At 55.5% G+C, this 13,466-nt stretch carries 12 protein-coding genes and 1 tRNA gene; 7 read left to right on the top strand and 6 right to left on the bottom strand.

The features are described from left to right. Nucleotides 1-38: 38 nt before the first annotated feature. On the bottom strand, nucleotides 39-884 hold the full coding sequence (locus ACEWZM_RS18400) for a DUF4198 domain-containing protein (RefSeq protein WP_414007829.1): 846 nt from the start codon (nucleotides 882-884) through the stop codon (nucleotides 39-41). Between the two features lie 49 nt (nucleotides 885-933). Between ACEWZM_RS18400 and ACEWZM_RS18405 the strand changes: the two genes are divergently transcribed. Beyond that, the gene (locus ACEWZM_RS18405) at nucleotides 934-2,097 is read left to right on the top strand and encodes a HupE/UreJ family protein (protein ID WP_414008078.1); all 1,164 of its coding nucleotides are present in this window, start codon (nucleotides 934-936) and stop codon (nucleotides 2,095-2,097) included. A 93-nt stretch (nucleotides 2,098-2,190) separates the two neighbouring features. Here the strand turns inward: ACEWZM_RS18405 and ACEWZM_RS18410 are convergent, their stop codons facing one another. Further along, complete coding sequence (locus ACEWZM_RS18410) at nucleotides 2,191-2,826, bottom strand: thiamine phosphate synthase (RefSeq protein ID WP_414007830.1); 636 nt, start codon at nucleotides 2,824-2,826, stop codon at nucleotides 2,191-2,193. 205 nt (nucleotides 2,827-3,031) lie between these two features. On the opposite strand from ACEWZM_RS18410, the gene ACEWZM_RS18415 reads away from it, so the two are divergent. From ACEWZM_RS18415 to ACEWZM_RS18425, 3 genes are all read left to right on the top strand, one after another. Next, complete coding sequence (locus ACEWZM_RS18415) at nucleotides 3,032-3,778, top strand: RNA methyltransferase (protein ID WP_414007831.1); 747 nt, start codon at nucleotides 3,032-3,034, stop codon at nucleotides 3,776-3,778. A gap of 91 nt (nucleotides 3,779-3,869) precedes the next feature. After that, complete coding sequence (gene ctaA / locus ACEWZM_RS18420; protein WP_414007832.1) at nucleotides 3,870-5,018, top strand: heme A synthase; 1,149 nt, start codon at nucleotides 3,870-3,872, stop codon at nucleotides 5,016-5,018. A gap of 2 nt (nucleotides 5,019-5,020) precedes the next feature. Beyond that, nucleotides 5,021-6,490 carry a carboxypeptidase M32 gene (locus ACEWZM_RS18425; RefSeq protein WP_414007833.1) on the top strand — a complete coding sequence of 490 codons (1,470 nt, stop codon included), beginning with the start codon at nucleotides 5,021-5,023 and terminating at the stop codon, nucleotides 6,488-6,490. Between the two features lie 98 nt (nucleotides 6,491-6,588). On the opposite strand, the gene ACEWZM_RS18430 is transcribed toward ACEWZM_RS18425, so the two are convergent. Together ACEWZM_RS18430 and gyrA are read right to left on the bottom strand one after the other, a co-directional pair. Further along, the gene (locus tag ACEWZM_RS18430; RefSeq protein ID WP_414007834.1) at nucleotides 6,589-6,939 is read right to left on the bottom strand and encodes a DUF6614 family protein; all 351 of its coding nucleotides are present in this window, start codon (nucleotides 6,937-6,939) and stop codon (nucleotides 6,589-6,591) included. Nucleotides 6,940-7,069: 130 nt separating this feature from the next. After that, nucleotides 7,070-9,808: a DNA gyrase subunit A gene (gyrA, locus tag ACEWZM_RS18435; RefSeq protein WP_414008079.1), complete on the bottom strand. Its 2,739-nt coding sequence runs from the start codon at nucleotides 9,806-9,808 to the stop codon at nucleotides 7,070-7,072. Nucleotides 9,809-10,033: 225 nt separating this feature from the next. Between gyrA and ACEWZM_RS18440 the strand changes: the two genes are divergently transcribed. From ACEWZM_RS18440 to pgl, 3 genes are all read left to right on the top strand, one after another. Continuing rightward, nucleotides 10,034-10,303 (top strand): usg protein, encoded by a 270-nt coding sequence (locus ACEWZM_RS18440; protein WP_414007835.1) that lies wholly within the window; start codon nucleotides 10,034-10,036, stop codon nucleotides 10,301-10,303. A 250-nt stretch (nucleotides 10,304-10,553) separates the two neighbouring features. Continuing rightward, a complete protein-coding gene (zwf, locus tag ACEWZM_RS18445; RefSeq protein WP_414007836.1) occupies nucleotides 10,554-12,038 on the top strand; it encodes a glucose-6-phosphate dehydrogenase in 1,485 nt (494 codons plus the stop codon). Then, entirely contained in the window at nucleotides 12,035-12,706 is a 672-nt protein-coding gene (gene pgl, locus ACEWZM_RS18450) for a 6-phosphogluconolactonase (protein WP_414007837.1), read from the top strand. Before zwf ends, pgl begins: the two co-directional genes overlap by 4 nt. A gap of 36 nt (nucleotides 12,707-12,742) precedes the next feature. Here pgl and ACEWZM_RS18455 read toward each other — a convergent pair whose 3' ends face one another. Beyond that, entirely contained in the window at nucleotides 12,743-13,219 is a 477-nt protein-coding gene (locus ACEWZM_RS18455) for an acyl-CoA thioesterase (protein WP_414008080.1), read from the bottom strand. Nucleotides 13,220-13,354: 135 nt separating this feature from the next. Then, nucleotides 13,355-13,428: transfer RNA gene (locus ACEWZM_RS18460), tRNA-Gly, on the bottom strand. Nucleotides 13,429-13,466 lie beyond the last annotated feature (38 nt).

Here is a 13,466-nt window from a genome sequence, read left to right on the forward strand (position 1 = left end):
TTGCCGCGTTTTTTCGCCTCCCGCAAGCGACAACCGGTTTAGGGAATGGCGAAAGTCAGCGCTGCCCAATGTGTCTGCCAGACCGGTCCGGGCTGTGTTTTGGTCGCAGTGTCATCTCCGGCCTCGGTGTTGGGATCGAGCGGTACGAGCACGACAGCATCCAGCAGATATGTATGTCCGGACTTAACAGGGAGTGTGGCGCGGCCTTTGGCATCTGTTCGGGTCAGCGTGACCGAAACGGTTTTGTCTGGCGCGCGTTCAAACACCTCGATTTGAGCATCGGCGCGTGGTGAGCCCTGAAAGTGTAGCTCGACCGGAAATCCGTTGCTCAGCTCATCTGTATAGGGGTTGGCGAGGGCAACGAACTCGGTCAGCAGGCCGGTGGCATGATCGATGCCAGCGCCCGTACCCACCGCGATTAGGGATTTTGCATGACGTGTGTAACGTTCAGCAAAGCCGTCGCGCGGCAATTGGCGGGCGTCGTGACGGCTTTTGATGTTTGCAAAATCCTTATGCGCCGCGAATTTGGCAAAATCTTCCCAACTGTCATAGGAGAGATGAGCTGGTTGCGTCTCATGGATGACCACCAATAGACCATCGGGTGGTGGATCCAACTGCAGTGCCGGCATATCCCCCATCCGACCGTTGTAGGGATGTGTTTCGGTCTGATCCCAGACTGCGAAGCGTGCAATGTTTTTGTCGAAATAGGGCAGCCGTGCGCCCTTGAAGTTCTCACCGTTGCGCAGACCTGCCTGCACCGAGTCGCCTAATTTTACTTGATATTTTTCTGGCGCGATCCAAAACTCGTGGGCAAGGGCAGCGCCACCGGTGGCATTTCCGGCAAGAGCGATAAGAAAAAGAACAACAGGGCGGAAAAAACGCATGACGCAGATGGGACCTCTGATTGGAACAGATGACCGCAGATCTCTGCCAATGACCGCCTCAGAACGCCGACATCGCGGCGGTCTGGTGCAGGGGATCCATCGGTTGGGACAACTGCTGTTGATCTGGCTCTTCTGGAGCGTCTCTTACTCTAACGGCTTTGCCCATGAAGTCACGCCAACCATTGCAGATTTTGAAATCACTGAAGGTCAGTTAAATATCGATCTGCGGATCAATGCCGAGGCGTTTGTCGCGGGGATAGATCTGGATGGAATGGTTGATACCGATACTGCCGATCAGGCGCAGGATTATGATGACCTACGCGCGCTTGGTCCGAATGAGTTGGGACCCATGGTGCGGGTCTTTGCCGAAGATTGGTTGCAAACTTTGGGGGTTGAGGCCCGCGGCGATGTCGCCATGGAGGTCATGGCTATCGAGATACCAGAGCCCGGAGATATCACCCTGCCACGTAGTACTATTTTGCGGCTATCAGGCGCAGTTTCGCCGAGCGCGCGGGGATTGAAGCTGGGATGGCCGAAAGGGTCGGGCGGCGTGGTGTTACGGCAGAACGGTGTCGAGGGACCATATACAGGTTATCTGCAGGGTGGTGAGACTACTCCGACCATCCCCCTGTTAGGCGGGTTGGCCAAGACGCCGAGCGAAGCATTTGTCGACTATGTTCCGGTCGGATTCACGCATATCCTACCCAAGGGGTTGGATCATATCCTGTTTGTGCTGGGGTTGTTTTTCTTCAGCACCCGGTTGCGACCGCTTATCTGGCAGATCAGCGCCTTTACCGTTGCGCATACACTTACACTTGCGCTTGGTGCCCTGGGAGCTGTGCAGATCAACCCAGCAATTGTTGAGCCGCTGATCGCTGGTTCAATTGTTTTTGTTGCGGTGGAGAATATATTTGCCCGCAAGCTACACAGCTGGCGCACTCTAGTGATATTTGGCTTTGGGCTTCTGCACGGGTTGGGGTTTGCAACCGTCTTGGGTGACTTCGGCCTGCCGGACGCACAGTTCCTGCCAGCACTACTTGGTTTTAATGTGGGTGTGGAACTGGGACAGCTGACCATTGTCGGAGGGGCTTACGCATTGCTGGGGTTCTGGTTCTGGCGACATCCGAAATATCGCGGCAGAGTCGCCATACCCGCCAGTTTCACCATCGCCCTGATCGGTGTCTATTGGTGCGTAGAACGTGTAATGCTTTAACTGGCCGCGATTCCGTCCAAGTCACGCTTAACCGGGACAGTCCCGTATGGGAGCTATCAGCCAAGTCAATCAAGTGACAGAGTGAGGAAGGGCTTAGCCCGCCATCGCTTCCAACAGGATGCGCAGGCTGGCCAGTGGGTCTTCTTCACGCCAGATCTCGTCGCCGATGCCGAAGAAATCTGTGTATGGAGTCAGATCGCGCACCAGTTCGGGGGTCAGACCGCCTTCAGCGACCACGGGCACTTCGATCATCTGTGACCACCACTCAAACAGGTCTTTTTCGGGCTGATTGCCATCGCCCAGACCAGAGGTACCAATGGGGCCGAAACTGACGTAGTCCGCACCAGCCTCTGCTGCCGTCAGACCGTCATGACGTGATGCACCACAGAAGCTGCCGACAATTGCATCACTTCCAAGCGCTTTCCGGGCGGCACGGACAGGGCGGGCAGCGTCCGAGAGGTGAACTCCATCAAGGCCCAAGCGTTCGGCCAGGATCTGATGGTCGGCAATCACAATCGCTACATCGCGGGCATGGGCAACGACACGCAGCGCATCGCCTGCGCGGCTCAGCGTGTCCTCGTCGCGGCTGGCCAGCTCTAGCCGGACGCAGGAAATCTCGACCTCATCCAGCACCCGTGCCAGCTGGTCAGGGAACCGTCCAAGCTCAAAACTGGGGGGCGTCGTCAGGTAGATCTGCGGCGTTTCGGGGGCATCAGCGGGGCTGTCCATGGGGAGGGCTCCTGTTCAGTGGTTGTCGGTGTTTAGCGCATTTGCCACTGGACGCAAGGATTTGGCGACATCCCGAGTGGGATATTTCCGTGTGATGTTACGCTGATATAGCGAGAATATAGCGAGATTACCGCAGAAGTCTCCCTGTGTGCCTTGCCCATCAGGCCTGTGCCGATTAGAGCAAAGCAGATTTTTGGAGAAACGGATGCCCAGCGACACCCCACAACCCGCCTTTGTGCTCGTCCGCCCGCAGATGGGTGAAAACGTCGGGGCCGCTGCCCGTGCGATGTGGAATTTCGAGTTGGATCGGATGCGCATTGTGGCTCCGCGCGATGGTTGGCCAAACCCCAAAGCCGTTGCCATGGCATCAGGTGCAGGGCGATTGCTGGATGAGGCGCGGTTGGCGGAAGATCTGGCAGGCTCGCTTGAGGATTGTGATTTCGTATTTGCAACGACGGCGCGTCCGCGCGAGCTGACCAAGCCGGTTTACAGCCCAGAAGCGGCGATGAAACTGGCCGCAGAGAAAATCGCAGGCGGTGAAAAGGTGGCCGTGATGTTTGGCCCCGAACGCGCGGGCCTTGAAAATGACGATATCGCGCGCGCCAACGCGATTATTTCGGTTCCGGTGAACCCTGAATTTGCCTCTCTCAACCTGGGGCAATGCGTGCTGCTGACCGCCTATGAATGGCGGCGGCAAGTGGCAGAGGTCGCGCCAATTGTGACAGATCTGGGCAAGTCGGACTGGGCAACACACGCCGATGTTGATGCATTGGTAAATCACTATGAGGACCGGTTGGATGAGGCCGGTTTTTTCTTTCCGCCTGACAAAGCGCCCAGTATGAAGACCGTCTTTCGCAATCTCTTTAGCCGGTTGCCGCTCACCCGCGCCGATGTGCAAATGCTGCACGGTGTCATGCGACAGATGGTCCGCTGGAAAGAAAAACGCGACTGAGACGTGACTTGGGGGCAATTTGTATCACATTCGCACTCTGGACGAGGTCGTAAGAGCGGCCTAGCTTGGCGGGAAATTGGAAGAGGCAAGCATGAGCAAGCGCAGCATTTTTGAAGATGTCACCGGAGACGAACCGCAGGATCGCCCACAGGCGCAACCGGGCGGTATCGACCGTGCGCGACGTGGCGCTAGGGGCGCGATCCGCGCATGGCTATCGGTGTTGTTTGCGCTGGTCGTTGCGATGATTGTGGTTGGCGGGCTGACACGGCTGACCGACAGCGGGCTGTCGATTACAGAATGGCGGCCGGTGACAGGCGCAATTCCACCGCTGAATGAGGCTGACTGGCAGACTGAATTCGATAAATACAAGGAAATCGACCAGTGGCGCATTGAAAATCAGTGGATGCAGCTGTCTGATTTTAAGGAAATTTACTGGTGGGAATGGGGCCATCGCCAATTGGGGCGTGTGATCGGGCTTGTCTGGGCGTTGGGCTTCTTCGGCTTTGCAGCGTCACGCCAGATCCCACTTGGCTGGGCCGGTCGGCTTGCTTTGCCGGGCATTCTGGGCGGCGTTCAGGGCGCTATCGGTTGGTGGATGGTGGCCTCGGGCGTGACGCAGGGCGAAGGGATGACGGCCGTGGCGTCTTACCGACTCGCCACACATTTGGGTTTGGCTTTCGTCATCCTTGGTTTTATCGCCTGGTACATGTTCCTTCTGGGGCGGGAAGATCGGGATCTGATGCAGGCGCGCCGGGCAAAGGAAGCCAAATTGTTTGGCCTATCTACCGGGCTTTTGCATTTCAGTTTCTTGCAGATACTCCTCGGGGCGCTGGTGGCAGGTATTGATGCCGGCCGCTCATATACGGATTGGCCGTTGATGGCGGGACAGATCTTGCCGCCTGAACCGTTTATGCTCCAACCGCTATGGACCAACTTCTTTGAAAACCCGGGCCTTGTGCAGTTTATTCACCGGGTCAGCGGCTATCTTCTGTTGGCCTTTGGCATAGTGGTTTGGCTGCGTGGCCGGGGCAGCGCCCATCCGCGCACGCGCTTTGCCTTTAATGCTGTCTTTGCGACGCTTCTGTTGCAAATGGGATTGGGTATCGTCACGGTGCTATATGCAGCGCCCTGGCAGGTTGCGATCTTGCATCAGCTTATGGCTGTTTGCCTCTGGGTTTTGATCCTGCGGGCGCGGTATTTGTCGGGCTATCCCATTGCAACTTCGATTAAGGATCACTGAGAATGAGCGCATTTGATGACTTGATGGCCTATGAGCGCGACACCCAAGCGCTTGGACAGATTGCGGGCCGTTTGGGCTGGGATCAAGAGACGATGATGCCGCGTGGGGCAGCTCCGCAACGGGGTGAGGAAATGGCTGCGATCGAATCTGTTCTGCATGCCCGTCGCTCTGATCCGAAAGTGGCCGACTGGCTCGCGCGAGCCGAAGCCCCGGATAACGTCGGTGCCGCCCAGTTGCGGGAGATCCACCGTAGCTATGAGCGTGCCGTGAAGGTACCCGGTGATCTGGCCAAACGCATCGCTCGTGTCACCTCTGAAGCGCAGGGCAAATGGGCGGCAGCACGCGCGGCCGAAGATGTCGCCGGCTTCCTGCCTGTGCTGGACGAGGTTGTGGCGCTAAAACGCGAAGAAGGGCAGGCTCTGGCTGCCGGTGGTGATGTGTATGACGCGATGATCGCGGATTACGAACATGGGACCACGGCAACAGAAATCGCAACGCTCTTCGACGCAATGCGTCCGCGGCTGGTCGATCTGCGATCCCGCGTTCTGGATAAACCGTCACCACAAGGGGTGAAGGGCCTGTTTGACGCTGGTAAACAGATGGCGTTGACAACGACGTTGGCTGAAACATTCGGCTATCAGATGAGCCACGGCCGGGTCGATAAGGCGGTGCACCCGTTTTGCTCTGGTAGCGGTCTGGATGTGCGCGTCACCACTCGAACCAGCGATGATGATCCGTTCAACTGCTTTTATTCGACGATCCATGAAGTCGGACACGCCGCCTATGAGCAAAACATCGATCACGCATATCTTTTGACGCCTCTGGGACGCGGAGTCTCCATGGGCGTGCATGAAAGCCAGAGCCGGATCTATGAGAATCAGTTGGGCCGCAGTCGCGCCTTTACAGGTTGGCTGTTCGATCAGATGGTTTCCAAATTTGGTGATTTTGGGATCGCTGATGCGGATGCTTTCTATGCGGCGGTCAATGCGGTTCACAATGGCTATATCCGGACAGAGGCAGACGAGCTGCAGTACAATCTGCACGTGATGATGCGGTTTGATCTGGAGCGCGCACTGATGGCAGGCGATCTGCAGGTTCAGGATTTGGAAGCGGCCTGGAATGATCGCTTTGCTGCTGATTTCGGCTATGGGGTTGATAAGCCATCCAATGGATGCCTGCAGGATGTGCATTGGTCAGTGGGCCTGTTCGGCTATTTCCCGACCTATTCGCTGGGCAATGTTTATGCTGGGTGCCTCTATGAGGGACTGCGGCAGGCGGTGCCGGATCTGGACGCACAGCTGTCGGTGGGAGACACAGTTGCAGCGACCAGCTGGCTGCGTGACAATCTGCAGACTTATGGCGGGTTACGCAGCCCTGTTGAGACGATCACCCATGCAGCTGGAGTAGCGCCCAGCCCGGATCCACTACTGGGCTATCTGGAAGAAAAATTCGGCGCGCTTTACGGCCTGTAAGTCGCAAACTGTAAGCGAACAAGATCACTTTAGCCCTCGCCATAGTCTTCGGCGGGGGCTTTTACATTAAAGGCCGCAAATACCGGGAATTTCTTGCGTCAGATCAGCGCCATACGTTCAGCACGCTCAGGATCCGGGAAGGGGCGGTAAAGCCCGAAATCAGCTGAGGCGATCAGCGCGTTCACATTCGCATAGAGACGTTCGACATTTTCATCGTTCTCGCCCAATACCCGAAAAGCCTGATCCAACTGGGTCATATTGGCAAACTCGATTTCCAATAGAAAATCCCTGTGTTTATCGCTGCCCAAGTTCAGTTTGCGACGCAGAAGACGCCAGCCTTCGATCACGTCCCGTTTCTGCAGGTAAGACATCCACTGGTCCACGGCATTTGCAAAGGCAATAGCTTTGGCCTCGTGATGTAGGTCAATTGAGCAGTGATAGAGGTTCATGCGACCCCTCCCTTCGCGGTGTCGGATACGTGCGAAAGACTGGCAGAAACTACTTAGGTTTCAATTAACAAAAAACGCCACCCCGTGGGGCGGCGTTTCTGCAATCTAGACACGGTATTTGCGCGTTTGATTAGCTTGCATCATCCGTGCTGGCTGCATCTTCTGCGGTGGCGATATCAGACTCTTCGTCGGATTGTTCTGCAATCCAGGCGACGGAGACCACCTCTTCCCCCTTTGCGGTGTTGAAGACCCGTACGCCACCAGCAGAGCGTGAGCGGAAGGAGATGCCAGCAATCGGCACCCGGATCGATTGGCCTTTGGATGTGGCCAACATGATTTGGTCATCCAAATCAACCGGGAAAGAGGCAACAATGGCACCACCACGCATGGCCTTGTCCATCGCGGTAACGCCCATGCCACCACGACCCCGGACCGGATAGTCATGGCTAGAGCTAAGCTTGCCGGACCCACCGGAGGTGATTGTCAGGATCAAGTTTTCAGCCGCCGACATCTCGGCATAGCGGTCTTGGCTGATGGCACCAGCGACGATTTCTTCCTCGTCCCCTTCACCATCATCAGTGATGCCCGCAACCGCGCGGCGCATCTTGAGATAGGCGGCACGTTCCTCGGGCGTGGCTTCGAAATTGCGGATCACAGACATCGATACCACGTGATCTTCACTGTTCAGACGAATTCCGCGTACCCCAGTGGATTCGCGTGAATTGAACACGCGCACATCGGTTGTGCGGAAGCGGATGGCGCGACCAGAGTCGGTGAACAGCATCACATCGTCATCTTCAGAACAGATACGGGCGTTGACCAGCTTGACCGAACCATCTTCGGGCAGCTTCATCGCAATTTTACCGTTGCGGCGTACATTAGTGAAATCCGACAAGCGGTTTCGACGTACATCACCGCCCGATGTGGCAAAGACCACCTGTAGATTTTCCCATTCATCATCAGGTACGTCGACCGGCATGATCGCAGCGATGGACACACCTGTGGGTATCGGCAGGATATTGACGATGGCCTTACCTTTTGAGGTCCGGCCGCCCTGCGGCAAACGCCAGGTCTTTAACTTGTAGACCATACCATCGGTTGTGAAGAAGAGCAGCTGCGTGTGGGTATTGGCAACAAAGAGGTTGGTAACAACATCCTCTTCCTTGGTCTGCATGCCAGAGAGCCCTTTGCCGCCGCGTTTCTGCGCACGGAAATCCGCTAGCGGGGTTCGCTTGATGTAGCCACCACTGGTGATCGTCACGACCATGTCTTCGCGCTCGATCAGATCTTCGTCATCCATATCGCCAGACCAGTCGACGATCTCCGTGCGGCGGGGTACGGCAAAATTGTCGCGCACGTCGCGCAATTCATCCGAGATGATGCCCAGGATGCGTTCGCGCGAGGACAGAATTTCAAGGTATTCCTTGATCTTACCTGCCAATTCTTCCAGCTCATCGGTGACTTCTTTTACACCAATCTGGGTCAGCCGTTGCAGGCGTAGCTCCAGAATGGCGCGCGCCTGAATCTCGGAGAGATTATAGGTGCCGTCATCGTTCATGGTGTGGGTCGGGTCATCAATCAGGCGGATGTAGGGCGCGATATCTTCCGCAGGCCAGCGCCGTGTCATCAGTTTGTGACGGGCTTCTGCCGCATCAGCGGAGGACCGAATGGTTGCGACGACCTCATCGACATTAGATACCGCCACTGCCAAACCACAAAGCACATGGCTGCGCTCACGTGCCTTGCGCAGGTCATAGGCCGTACGCCGGGCAATGACGTCTTCACGAAAATCAAGGAAAGACGTCAGGAACCGGCGCAGCGTTAGCTGTTCGGGGCGACCACCATTCAGCGCCAACATATTGCAGCCAAAAGACGTCTGCATTGGTGAGAACCGATAGAGCTGGTTCAATACCACCTCAGCGGTGGCATCCCGTTTCAACTCGACAACGACACGTACGCCATTGCGATCAGATTCATCCTGAACGTGGCTTACGCCTTCGATTTTTTTGTCCCGGACCTGTTCCGCGATTTTTTCGATCATCGCGGCCTTATTGACCTGATATGGAATCTCATCAACGACAATGGCATAGCGATCTTTGCGGATTTCCTCGACCCGAGTCTTTGCACGGATCACGACGCTGCCACGTCCTTCCAGATAGGCCTTTCGGGCACCGGAACGGCCAAGCATAACAGCGCCGGTTGGGAAATCGGGGCCAGGCACATAGTCGATCAGCTGTTCACTGGTGAGATCAGGCTCCTCGATCAACGCCAGAGTGGCATCGATGACTTCGCCAAGGTTATGGGGCGGGATATTGGTGGCCATGCCGACCGCAATACCACCAGCACCATTGACGAGCATGTTCGGGAAGCGTGCAGGCAGGACCGTAGGCTCACGGTCTTTGCCATCATAGTTGTCCTGAAAATCGACTGTGTCTTTTTCGATATCAGCCAATAATGAGGCCGCAGGTTTATCCATCCGGACTTCGGTATAGCGCATGGCGGCAGCGTTATCGCCATCCATAGAGCCAAAATTGCCCTGACCGTCTAGCAGCGGCAGAGACATGGAAAAATCCTGCGCCATACGCACAAGTGCATCATAGATCGCAGAGTCACCATGAGGGTGATATTTACCCATAACATCGCCAACCGGACGTGCCGATTTACGATAGGGCTTGTCATGTGAATTTCCTACCTCATGCATGGCATAAAGAATCCGGCGATGGACCGGTTTCAACCCGTCACGCAGGTCAGGAATGGCGCGGCTGACAATAACCGACATGGCATAATCGAGATACGACGTGCGCATCTCGGATTCTATGGACACCGTCGGACCGTCGTATTGGGGCCGTTCAGGTTTGTTTTCGTCCATGTTTTCAGGAGTTTCCGGCGTATCGCTCACGTTGGCTGCCCGTTGTTATTGTTGGGTCTATATATTGTGTCAGTACCATAACAGACTGGGCATATAAGGCGCAAGCGAGCAGCGGTTCTGACCGGGGCCATGGCCGCTGTTTTCTTCCAAAACGCTGTATTCGTTCAGAATTAACCCTTTGCGTGCTAGGCTGACATTTGGGGGGATCCAATAGGGAGACCTGAAATGGAGACACGCGAAACTGAATTGATGTTGAAAGGCTACGGCCTGACAACAGCAGAGATGACCTATCACATGCCCGACTACACCCATGTTCTGAACACGTTTGTCTGGCAAGAGTACGATCTGGCACCGGACCATCCGCGGCTATTTGAATTTATTGAATTCTGGCATCGCGAAATTGAAGGACCGCTGCATTCGGTCCGTTTTACCCATCGGAAAATGATAAGCCCGGGCGAATGGCGCAACGTCAAAGGCGTGTTGCGGATGCATTGAGCGGGCTGGCCTGCTTTCATAGTGTTGACTGTGCATGTTTTGCCGTGCTCGTTCCGTGCGCTTTGGGCATCCAGCTTGGTTTTGCCTGAAGGCCCGACGCCTGTTTTCTTTCGTCTGCAACAGCTTATACTGACGTCGATTTGATCTGTATCAACTGACCTTGTTTCGATGGTGAGTTCTACGGTGAGTATTTTTGTCCGGCGTGCATGTGATCAACACGTGACCCGATTAGACCGAGAGAAAGCGCAATATGGTTTCCCGTGTCATTCCAGTTCAGGCCTTTGATCTTGTCATATTTGGTGGGACCGGAGATCTGGCACAGCGTAAGATCCTGCCTGCGCTGTTTCGGCGTCATTGCGCCGGTCAGTTGCCGGACAGTGCGCGTATTCTTGGTGCTGCCCGTGCCGATCTCGGTAGCGGGGGCTACCGTGAGTTGGTGCGAGACGCGTTGCAGCGTGAACTTGCCGACTCCGAATTGGCCAAGCATCGCATAGAGCTCGATGCATTTCTAACCCGGCTGGACTATCTGCCCATAGATGCAATGGACGCCGCCGGTTGGCAGGCATTGGCTATGACGCTGGGGCCACCAACCTCAGATCGGGTGCGTGTGTTCTATTTTTCCGTTGGGCCTTCGCTATTTGCTCCGCTTGCCGAACAGATTTGGGCGCATGATCTAGCCGATGACCAGACGCGCATCGTGGTCGAAAAACCCTTTGGACATGATTTGGCTTCTGCGAAGGCGCTTAACTGCACATTGGCGAGCCATTTTGATGAAAACCAGATTTACCGGATTGATCACTATCTTGGCAAAGAGACGGTGCAAAACCTGATGGCAATTCGGTTTGGTAATATGCTGTTTGAGCCACTGTGGAACAGTCAATACGTTGATCATATTCAGATTACCGTAGCGGAATCTCTCGGCGTAAGCGGGCGGGAGTCGTATTACGACAAGTCAGGTGCGATGCGCGATATGATGCAGAATCATCTGATGCAGCTGCTTTGCCTGATCGCGATGGAACCCCCGGCAAAGTTCGACCCGGATGCGGTGCGCGACGAAAAACTAAAGGTGATCCGGGCGCTGGAGACGGTGGAGCCGCATCACATTGTGCGTGGTCAATATGTGCTTACCGAAGGTGAGACTGCGGGCGATGATAACTCCTACCGTGAGACCGTGGGCGATCCTCGTTCCACCACCGAAAGCTATGTAGCGCTGAAGGCGCATATCAGCAACTGGAGGTGGGCTGGGACGCCATTCTATCTGCGCACGGGCAAGCGGCTGGTGGCGCGGTCTTCGGTCATCAATGTGTTCTTCAAAGACGCGCCACATTCAATTTTCGGAGCGGATGCGGGGCGCCATGCCAATCTTTTGACAATTCGGCTGCAACCCAATGAAGGCATCACACTCAAGGTGACGATCAAGGAACCCGGTCCCGGCGGAATGCGTTTGATCGATGTGCCGCTGGATATGAGTTTTGCGCAGGCGTTGGGGGCGGATATCGATGATGCGCCAGATGCTTATGAGCGTTTGATCACGGATGTTATCCGGGGCAACCAGACGCTGTTTATGCGTGGCGACGAAGTAGAGGCTGCCTGGGGCTGGACCGATCCGATTATTGCGGGCTGGACATCACGCGGAGATGTGCCAAAACCCTATGATAGCGGTAGCACTGGACCGGGAGATGCGGATCTCCTGATGCGACGTGATCAACGGGAATGGCGAGGGATTAACCCATGAATATTATCGAGTATGCAGATCGGGACATGCTGGCCATTGATGTAGCCAATCAATTGGCTGGGGATTTGAAAACCCATTTGTTGCACCATGACAGTGCCTCGTTTGCGGTAGCAGGTGGGACTACACCGGCACCGATTTTTGACGATCTTTGCGCGGCTGATATCGACTGGGACCGCGTGCGGGTGATGGCAACAGATGAACGCTGGGTGCCTGGTGAGAGTGATCGCTCGAATGCTCGTATGATCCGTGAGCGTTTATTGGTCAATCGCGCTGCGTCAGCGACGTTCTTACCGTTTCATGTTCCGGCGCGTGTGCCTGAGGATGTATTGGCCGAGGTTGCAACCCAAATTCAACCGGATTTGCCGTTGTCTGTGGTGCTGCTTGGTATGGGAGAGGACATGCACACCGCGTCTCTTTTTCCTGGTGTTTCAGGGCTGGAACAGGCACTGGCACCAGGTGCGCCGGTGCTGGCCGTTATGCGACCCGATAGCCAGCCTGAACCACGTGTCAGCCTGTCGGCGTGGGTGCTGGACGCAGCTATTGCCAAACATCTAGTTATCTATGGAGATGCCAAGCGCGAAGCGCTTGAACAGGCAAAATCCCTGCCTCCCGAGGAAGCTCCCATTCAGGCAGTTTTGTCAGAAATGACAGTGCATTGGGCGCCATAACTGAGGTGGTGTTCGCGCCGTCGGTGACGCTTACAACTAGCTTTCGGGGACAGCACCGTCGTTTTTGATCAGGGTTGCGCGCAATGCTTCCGGCAGCGGGTAACCTGATTGCCCATCAGGCGTGCGCAGCACCATGACACCCGTCATCGTTGCGCGCAGATCACCTGACCAAATCTGTTGTTCCATGACATAAGATGTGCGCCGGAACGATACGACACGCGCGGTTGCTATATAGGTCTCGTCCAGCACCATTTCCTTGACGTAGTGGACATTGGCATTGCGTAACACATTACGTGGGGCTGGCATGCCATTGAAATGGTGCGCGAAAATCTGATTGAAATAGGCTACTCGTAGCGTTTCAAACCAGCTCAGATAGGCCTTGTTGTTGACGTGATGCAGAATATCCAACTCGGAAAACCGGACCTTATCCGCCATGGCAAATGGCTGGGGTACGTCTAAACCGTATTGGCGCTGAGCATCTGGGCTGAGGGGGGTGTGAAAGGCTAAATCCATGCGGCAGTCGGTAGCGATAACTGAAGAGAGCTGCAAGCCCAGCATGACATTCTGTCGTCAGAATGGCATCAGCGCTATGAGCGGAATATAATTATATTCCAGTTACTTGCGGCGCTAGTGTGATGTGAAACTATTTGGAGCGGGTAACGAGAATCGAACTCGTAACTAAAGCTTGGGAAGCTGCCGTGATACCTTTTCACCATACCCGCGCCAATACCGGCTGAGTACCGGTTTCGCCGGGGAGGGT

This window comes from Phaeobacter cretensis (assembly GCF_047372505.1).
Taxonomy (GTDB): domain Bacteria; phylum Pseudomonadota; class Alphaproteobacteria; order Rhodobacterales; family Rhodobacteraceae; genus Phaeobacter; species Phaeobacter cretensis.

Coding starts and splice junctions, on each gene's coding strand:
- ACEWZM_RS18400 (WP_414007829.1), bottom strand. CDS start 884: ATGCGTTTTTTCCGCCCTGTTGTTCTTTTTCTTATCGCTCTTGCCGGA.
- ACEWZM_RS18405 (WP_414008078.1), top strand. CDS start 934: ATGACCGCCTCAGAACGCCGACATCGCGGCGGTCTGGTGCAGGGGATC.
- ACEWZM_RS18410 (WP_414007830.1), bottom strand. CDS start 2,826: ATGGACAGCCCCGCTGATGCCCCCGAAACGCCGCAGATCTACCTGACG.
- ACEWZM_RS18415 (WP_414007831.1), top strand. CDS start 3,032: ATGCCCAGCGACACCCCACAACCCGCCTTTGTGCTCGTCCGCCCGCAG.
- ctaA (WP_414007832.1), top strand. CDS start 3,870: ATGAGCAAGCGCAGCATTTTTGAAGATGTCACCGGAGACGAACCGCAG.
- ACEWZM_RS18425 (WP_414007833.1), top strand. CDS start 5,021: ATGAGCGCATTTGATGACTTGATGGCCTATGAGCGCGACACCCAAGCG.
- ACEWZM_RS18430 (WP_414007834.1), bottom strand. CDS start 6,939: ATGAACCTCTATCACTGCTCAATTGACCTACATCACGAGGCCAAAGCT.
- gyrA (WP_414008079.1), bottom strand. CDS start 9,808: ATGGACGAAAACAAACCTGAACGGCCCCAATACGACGGTCCGACGGTG.
- ACEWZM_RS18440 (WP_414007835.1), top strand. CDS start 10,034: ATGGAGACACGCGAAACTGAATTGATGTTGAAAGGCTACGGCCTGACA.
- zwf (WP_414007836.1), top strand. CDS start 10,554: ATGGTTTCCCGTGTCATTCCAGTTCAGGCCTTTGATCTTGTCATATTT.
- pgl (WP_414007837.1), top strand. CDS start 12,035: ATGAATATTATCGAGTATGCAGATCGGGACATGCTGGCCATTGATGTA.
- ACEWZM_RS18455 (WP_414008080.1), bottom strand. CDS start 13,219: ATGGATTTAGCCTTTCACACCCCCCTCAGCCCAGATGCTCAGCGCCAA.